Raw genomic sequence first — 4,922 nt, 5'->3', positions numbered from 1 at the left:
GGTGGGGGTCCCCCCGGCCGAAGGCTGGGGGCGTGCCCCCACCGCATCGCCTCCCTCCTCCGCCTTGCGATGCACGCACCCCAACGCCGCCCGGCCCGCCCTCCGGGCGGACGACGGGAGTTTGACGACAGGCCCTGGACCCGGGGGAGGATGGGCGCATGCAGCTGAGGATCGAGGCCACCGACCTGCCCGGCCGCGAGTGCGGCGCCGCCCCCGGCTTCCCGGGCTACCGCGACATCCACGTCGCCGTCCAGCGCCGCGCCAAGCCGGGCGAGTTGCTGGACCCGCAGCCCGGCGACGCGCCGCGCGCGGAGTGGACGCTGGAGTGCGTGGCGAAGCCGACGCCCGCCGGCACCGACATCACCGGCCGGTACGTCCAGGGCGGCCCGGGCGGGCGCTTCGTCTACCTCAACTGGCTGAGCGGCCCGGGGTCCACGATGTTCCGCCGCGCGAAGATCTTCCTGGACGCGATTCCCCCGGAGGTCGTCGAAGCCGCCCTCCGCTCCGGCCTGTTGGTGGCCCGCCTGGGCCTCACGGACGCCAAGGGCCACCCGCTGTGCGCCGCCGTCCGCCCGCCGCTGGTCACCTGGACGGCAGGGGGCTGAGCGCCGCGTACTCCAGGGGCGCCGAGGGGTCGATCGACACGTCGGCGGGAGCCGGCTCGGCGCCCGCGCGGACCAGCAGGTCGCCGATGGCGGCGACCATCGCGCCGTTGTCCGTGCAGAGCCGCAGCGGCGGTACGCGCAGGGTGATGCCCGCCGCTGCGCAGCGCTCCTCCGCCATGGCCCTGACGCGGGAGTTGGCGGCCACCCCGCCGACCACCACGAGCGTGCCGATGCCGTGGTCCGTGCAGGCCCGCACCGCCTTGCGGGTCAGCACGTCGGCGATCGCCTCCTGGAGCGCCGCCGCCGCGTCGGGGACGTGCGGCGCGCGCTGCGCCTCCACCCAGCGGGCGGCGGCGGTCTTGAGGCCGGAGAACGAGAACGCGTACGGGTGGTCCTGCGGCCCGGTCAGCGGGCGGGGCAGCCGGACGGCGGTCGGGTCGCCGTCGCGCGCCGCGCGGTCGATCGCGGGACCGCCCGGGTAGGGGAGTCCGAGGATCCTCGCGACCTTGTCGAAGCACTCCCCGGCCGCGTCGTCGAGGGTGTCGCCGAGGTGGACGATCGGGTCGCGGGCGAGGTCGCGCACGAGCAGGAGCGAGGTGTGCCCGCCGGAGACGATGAGCACGACGGACGGGTCCGGCAGCGGCCCGCCGTCGAGCGTCGCGGCGGCGACGTGCCCGGCGAGGTGGTGCACCCCGTGGAGCGGGACGCCGAGCGAGAACGCGTACGCCTTGGCGGCGGCCACGCCCACGTGGAGGGCGCCGGAGAGGCCGGGGCCGGTGGTGACCGCGACGGCGCCGACATCCCGGAGCGTCAGTCCGGCCCGGTGCAGGGCCTCCTGGACCACGGGGGCCATCGCGTGGACGTGGGCGCGGGCGGCGATCTCCGGCACGACGCCGCCGTAGCGGGCGTGCTCGTCCATCGACGACGCCACCGCCTGCCCGAGCAACACGCCGTCACGGACCAGCCCGGCGCCCGTCTCGTCGCACGAGGACTCGATCCCGAGTACGACCGTCACAGTCCCTCACCTACCTCACCCATGACACCTAGCGGTCCCATTGTGCCCGACGTGCCGTCGGGAATAAGCAGGAGCCTATTGATCGCTCCTGCAACTGATACGCAATAGTGTTGTCCCGGCACGATCGCCAACTTCGTGAAAGAAGGACCCGTTGGGCACCTACTCGCTTCCCGACCTGCCGTACGACTACTCCGCGCTGGAGCGGGCGATGTCGGCCGAGATCCTGGAGCTGCACCACTCCAAGCACCACGCCGCGTACGTGAAGGGCGCGAACGACACCCTGGAGCAGCTGGCCGAGGCGCGCGACAAGGAGCAGTTCGGCGGCCTGGTCGGCCTGCAGAAGACGTTCGCCTTCCACCTGTCCGGCCACGTCCTGCACTCGCTGTTCTGGCAGAACCTGTCCCCGGAGGGCGGCGACCGCCCCGAGGGCGAGCTGGCCGACGCGATCACCGAGCACTTCGGCAGCTTCGAGGCCTTCAAGAAGCAGCTGACGAACGCCACCACGGGCGTGCAGGGCTCGGGTTGGGGCATCCTGTCGTGGGAGCCGCTGAGCAAGCGCCTGATCGTCGAGCAGGTCTACGACCACCACGGCAACGTCGGCCAGGGCACCACCCCGCTGCTGGCCTTCGACGCGTGGGAGCACGCCTACTACCTGCAGTACCGCAACGTGCGCCCCGACTACGTGACCCGCCTGTGGGACGTCGTCAACTGGCAGGACGTCTCGGCCCGCTTCGCCGCCGTCAAGTCCGCCTGAACCGATTCAGGCATCGGGAATGCCCCGGCCCGCTCAGGCGGTCCGGGGCATTCCCCTCGCATCCCCGCCAACCCGCCGATGAGCACATTCAGGTCGGAAGCTCCCGAATGCGTCGTCTACGACAACCTGGGGGTAGGAGGCCGGTTGGCGGCTGGTCGGGCCAGCCCGCTCGGATCCTCTGCTGCAAGAGCCGCTCCGAGCAGCTGTCGGACCTGCTCCTCCGCCTTGGCCGACAGTCCCCGGTGCCCTGTGGGTTCGATGCGCACGTCATCACCCCATTGCGTTCGCACGCTTGGCCAGCTTCGTCAGCTCCGTAGGAGCGCCTCGGCCGGCGATGAGGATGAGCTCACGGATCGTCGCCCGCGCCGCCACGTGACTCCGGACGCTCTCCGGCGCCGCTTCCTCGGCTCGAAGGAGGCAGTCGATCGCCTCACCCAGGTGACGTCGTTGCGCGTGAGCTCGCCCGAGGTCGATCAGTAGCCTTGACCTGCGCTCGGGCGAGAGCTGTCCGGCATCGATCCGGCAGCCGATTTCCAGAGCCTCGCCCGCATCGCCGAGTTCGACTGCCGTCGAGACGGCCTGAATCTCGACGTTCGTAGGCCCGAACTCCAGGTTGAAGTCGTTGCGGTCCTCGCCGAGTCGTGCCGCGACCTCACGGGCGCGGGCGAGTTCTCTCAGCGCCTGCTCGCGTTGGCCGGCGCGAGCGGCGGCCAACGCGAGAACCAGGTGGAGCGCGCCGAGGACGGACAACGCTTCCGGTGGCGGATGTCCTGCCGACGTGTAGGTCCGGAGCGCCGCCACCGCAGTCCCGGCGGCGTGTTCTGCCTGGTCCAACCGCCGTAGTCGGACGAATGCGTGGGCCAGTCGGTAGATGCCGGCGAAGACGTGCAGTGGCTGTCCGGCCTGCTCGGCGGCTTGGATGGCCCGGTCGGCGGCCACCCATGCGGCGTCGGCCTCGTCTTGGCGGACGAATGCCGCTGCGACCGCCTGATATGCCTGGCTGAGCAGTAGCAGGATCTTGGGGCGCTCCTCCGCCGCGGCGGTTCGCGACGCCCGCTCCAGACGTGGCAGGACGTCGGCGATGGCAGTGCTGAGCTCGGCAAAACGTGCGCCGTGCGTCAGATGCCAGAACTCCTCGGTGGCGGTTGCCAGCTCGGGCAGGTCGACGGTTTCCGTCCGGGGGCGTTCGCCGAGCAGCGCATCAAGAGCGGGATGACCCGACAGCGACAGCCGCACAAGATCAAGGTCGTTGGTCTGTTCGGTAGCCGAGGGTACGGGTGCGGCGGATGATGGCGCATCGGGCCTGAGCGTCTGAACGGAGACGCCAAGGCCGTTCGCCAGCAAGTGGAGGACGTCGAGACGGACCACCGGCTGGATGCCCCGCTCGACCTGGGACACCCAACTGGCGGTTCGGTTGACGGCGGCGGCGAGTTGGTCCTGCCGCATGCCACGCCCCTTGCGTAGCTGGGCGACCCGGGCGCCGAACGCCCGCTGTTCCTCAGGACTCACCGGGTGAGTTGGTCGGCGGACGCGCCCTTGCCGGAGATCTCGGCCAGGAACGTGACCTCGAACGACTCCAGGTACTGGCCACGTTCGGCAAGGAATCGGCGGACGTGGGGCTGGCGCTCGTGCTCCTCGAACGCCTCACGGTCCGCATACAGCTCGTAGAAGACCCGGACGTGAGGCTCGTCCGGTACAGCGTGGTTGACGTAGACGAGAGTGCCGGGTTCCTTGGCGCGGATTCCTTCGAGCGCTTCCTCAGCCAGGGCGTCGAAGGCCTGAGCAGCTGTCACATTGCGGGCCACGAAACGCACAACGAGGCCGAATCCCATGGTTCTCCCCTTCCTGGATTGGTTGAGTCTCGCACGACTAGGTGAAGGTCTGCGAGTAGCAGATTCTCCTGACTCACAGTTTTTCTGCGACTACGTTCAGTGCAGTCGCCGCGGCTGAGAGCTATGGCCGGCTTCCCTTTTCGCTGCCGTCTGGTGACGGCCACTGCCCATCTGCAGTGATGGAGGAGCAATGGGGTGGAACGTGATCGTCAGCCCGCTCAACACCGCCGGCTTTCCGGTGCCGCTGGAGTGGGGTGTACCGCCAGGGGTCGACTCCGTTCCGCCGGCCCGGCGGCTGGTGATGGCGATCGTGCGGGAGTGGGGAGTGCCGCTCTCGCCCGATGATCTCCAGGAGGTGGAGCTGTGCGCGAGCGAGCTGATCGCCAACGCCCTCCTGCACACGAGGTCGCGCTGTACCGTGGCCATCCGATGGCGCGCCGGCCGGTTGCGGGTCGAGGTCATCGACCGACGCCCGGATCTCCCGCGGCCGGAGCGCTGCACCGAATCGACAAGTGGCCGTGGGCTGTTGTTGGTGGAGACGCTGGCCGCCGCCTGGGGCTGGCACCCGGCGGGGACGGGCAAAGTGGTGTGGTTCGAATACCTGGAGACCTCCGAAGTGGCCGGGGGGGCGCCCCGGGGGGGGGGGCGGCCGGGCCACCGACCCCCCCCCCCCCCGCGGGGGGGCGGGCACCGCCGAACAACGACCCACCCACACC

6 protein-coding genes are annotated in these 4,922 nt (G+C 70.7%); 3 read left to right on the top strand and 3 right to left on the bottom strand.

The features are described from left to right. Positions 1-158: 158 nt before the first annotated feature. Positions 159-605 (top strand): DUF5990 family protein, encoded by a 447-nt coding sequence (locus ACFV4G_RS40200; RefSeq protein ID WP_380447997.1) that lies wholly within the window; start codon positions 159-161, stop codon positions 603-605. On the opposite strand, the gene tsaD is transcribed toward ACFV4G_RS40200, so the two are convergent. Then, positions 583-1,620: a tRNA (adenosine(37)-N6)-threonylcarbamoyltransferase complex transferase subunit TsaD gene (gene tsaD, locus ACFV4G_RS40195; RefSeq protein WP_380447995.1), complete on the bottom strand. Its 1,038-nt coding sequence runs from the start codon at positions 1,618-1,620 to the stop codon at positions 583-585. The genes ACFV4G_RS40200 and tsaD overlap by 23 nt on opposite strands. Positions 1,621-1,771: 151 nt before the next feature. Here tsaD and ACFV4G_RS40190 point away from each other — a divergent pair, with 151 nt between their 5' ends. After that, positions 1,772-2,374 (top strand): superoxide dismutase, encoded by a 603-nt coding sequence (locus ACFV4G_RS40190; protein WP_380447994.1) that lies wholly within the window; start codon positions 1,772-1,774, stop codon positions 2,372-2,374. A 270-nt stretch (positions 2,375-2,644) separates the two neighbouring features. Here ACFV4G_RS40190 and ACFV4G_RS40185 read toward each other — a convergent pair whose 3' ends face one another. Both ACFV4G_RS40185 and ACFV4G_RS40180 read right to left on the bottom strand, forming a co-directional pair. Beyond that, on the bottom strand, positions 2,645-3,883 hold the full coding sequence (locus ACFV4G_RS40185; protein WP_380447992.1) for a helix-turn-helix domain-containing protein: 1,239 nt from the start codon (positions 3,881-3,883) through the stop codon (positions 2,645-2,647). Then, positions 3,880-4,206, bottom strand: coding sequence for a putative quinol monooxygenase (locus ACFV4G_RS40180; RefSeq protein ID WP_380447990.1), 327 nt, complete (start codon positions 4,204-4,206; stop codon positions 3,880-3,882). The genes ACFV4G_RS40185 and ACFV4G_RS40180 overlap by 4 nt, the downstream gene beginning before the upstream one ends. A 190-nt stretch (positions 4,207-4,396) precedes the next feature. Between ACFV4G_RS40180 and ACFV4G_RS40175 the strand changes: the two genes are divergently transcribed. Then, positions 4,397-4,922 (top strand): ATP-binding protein (locus tag ACFV4G_RS40175; protein WP_380448000.1); only part of this gene is annotated, 526 nt, incomplete at its 3' end.

Origin of the sequence: Kitasatospora sp. NPDC059747 (genome assembly GCF_042732955.1) — a bacterium.
Lineage (GTDB): Bacteria > Actinomycetota > Actinomycetes > Streptomycetales > Streptomycetaceae > Kitasatospora.
The sequence above is the reverse complement of the archived record's forward strand: the minus strand, read 5'-3'. Positions and strand labels throughout refer to the sequence as shown.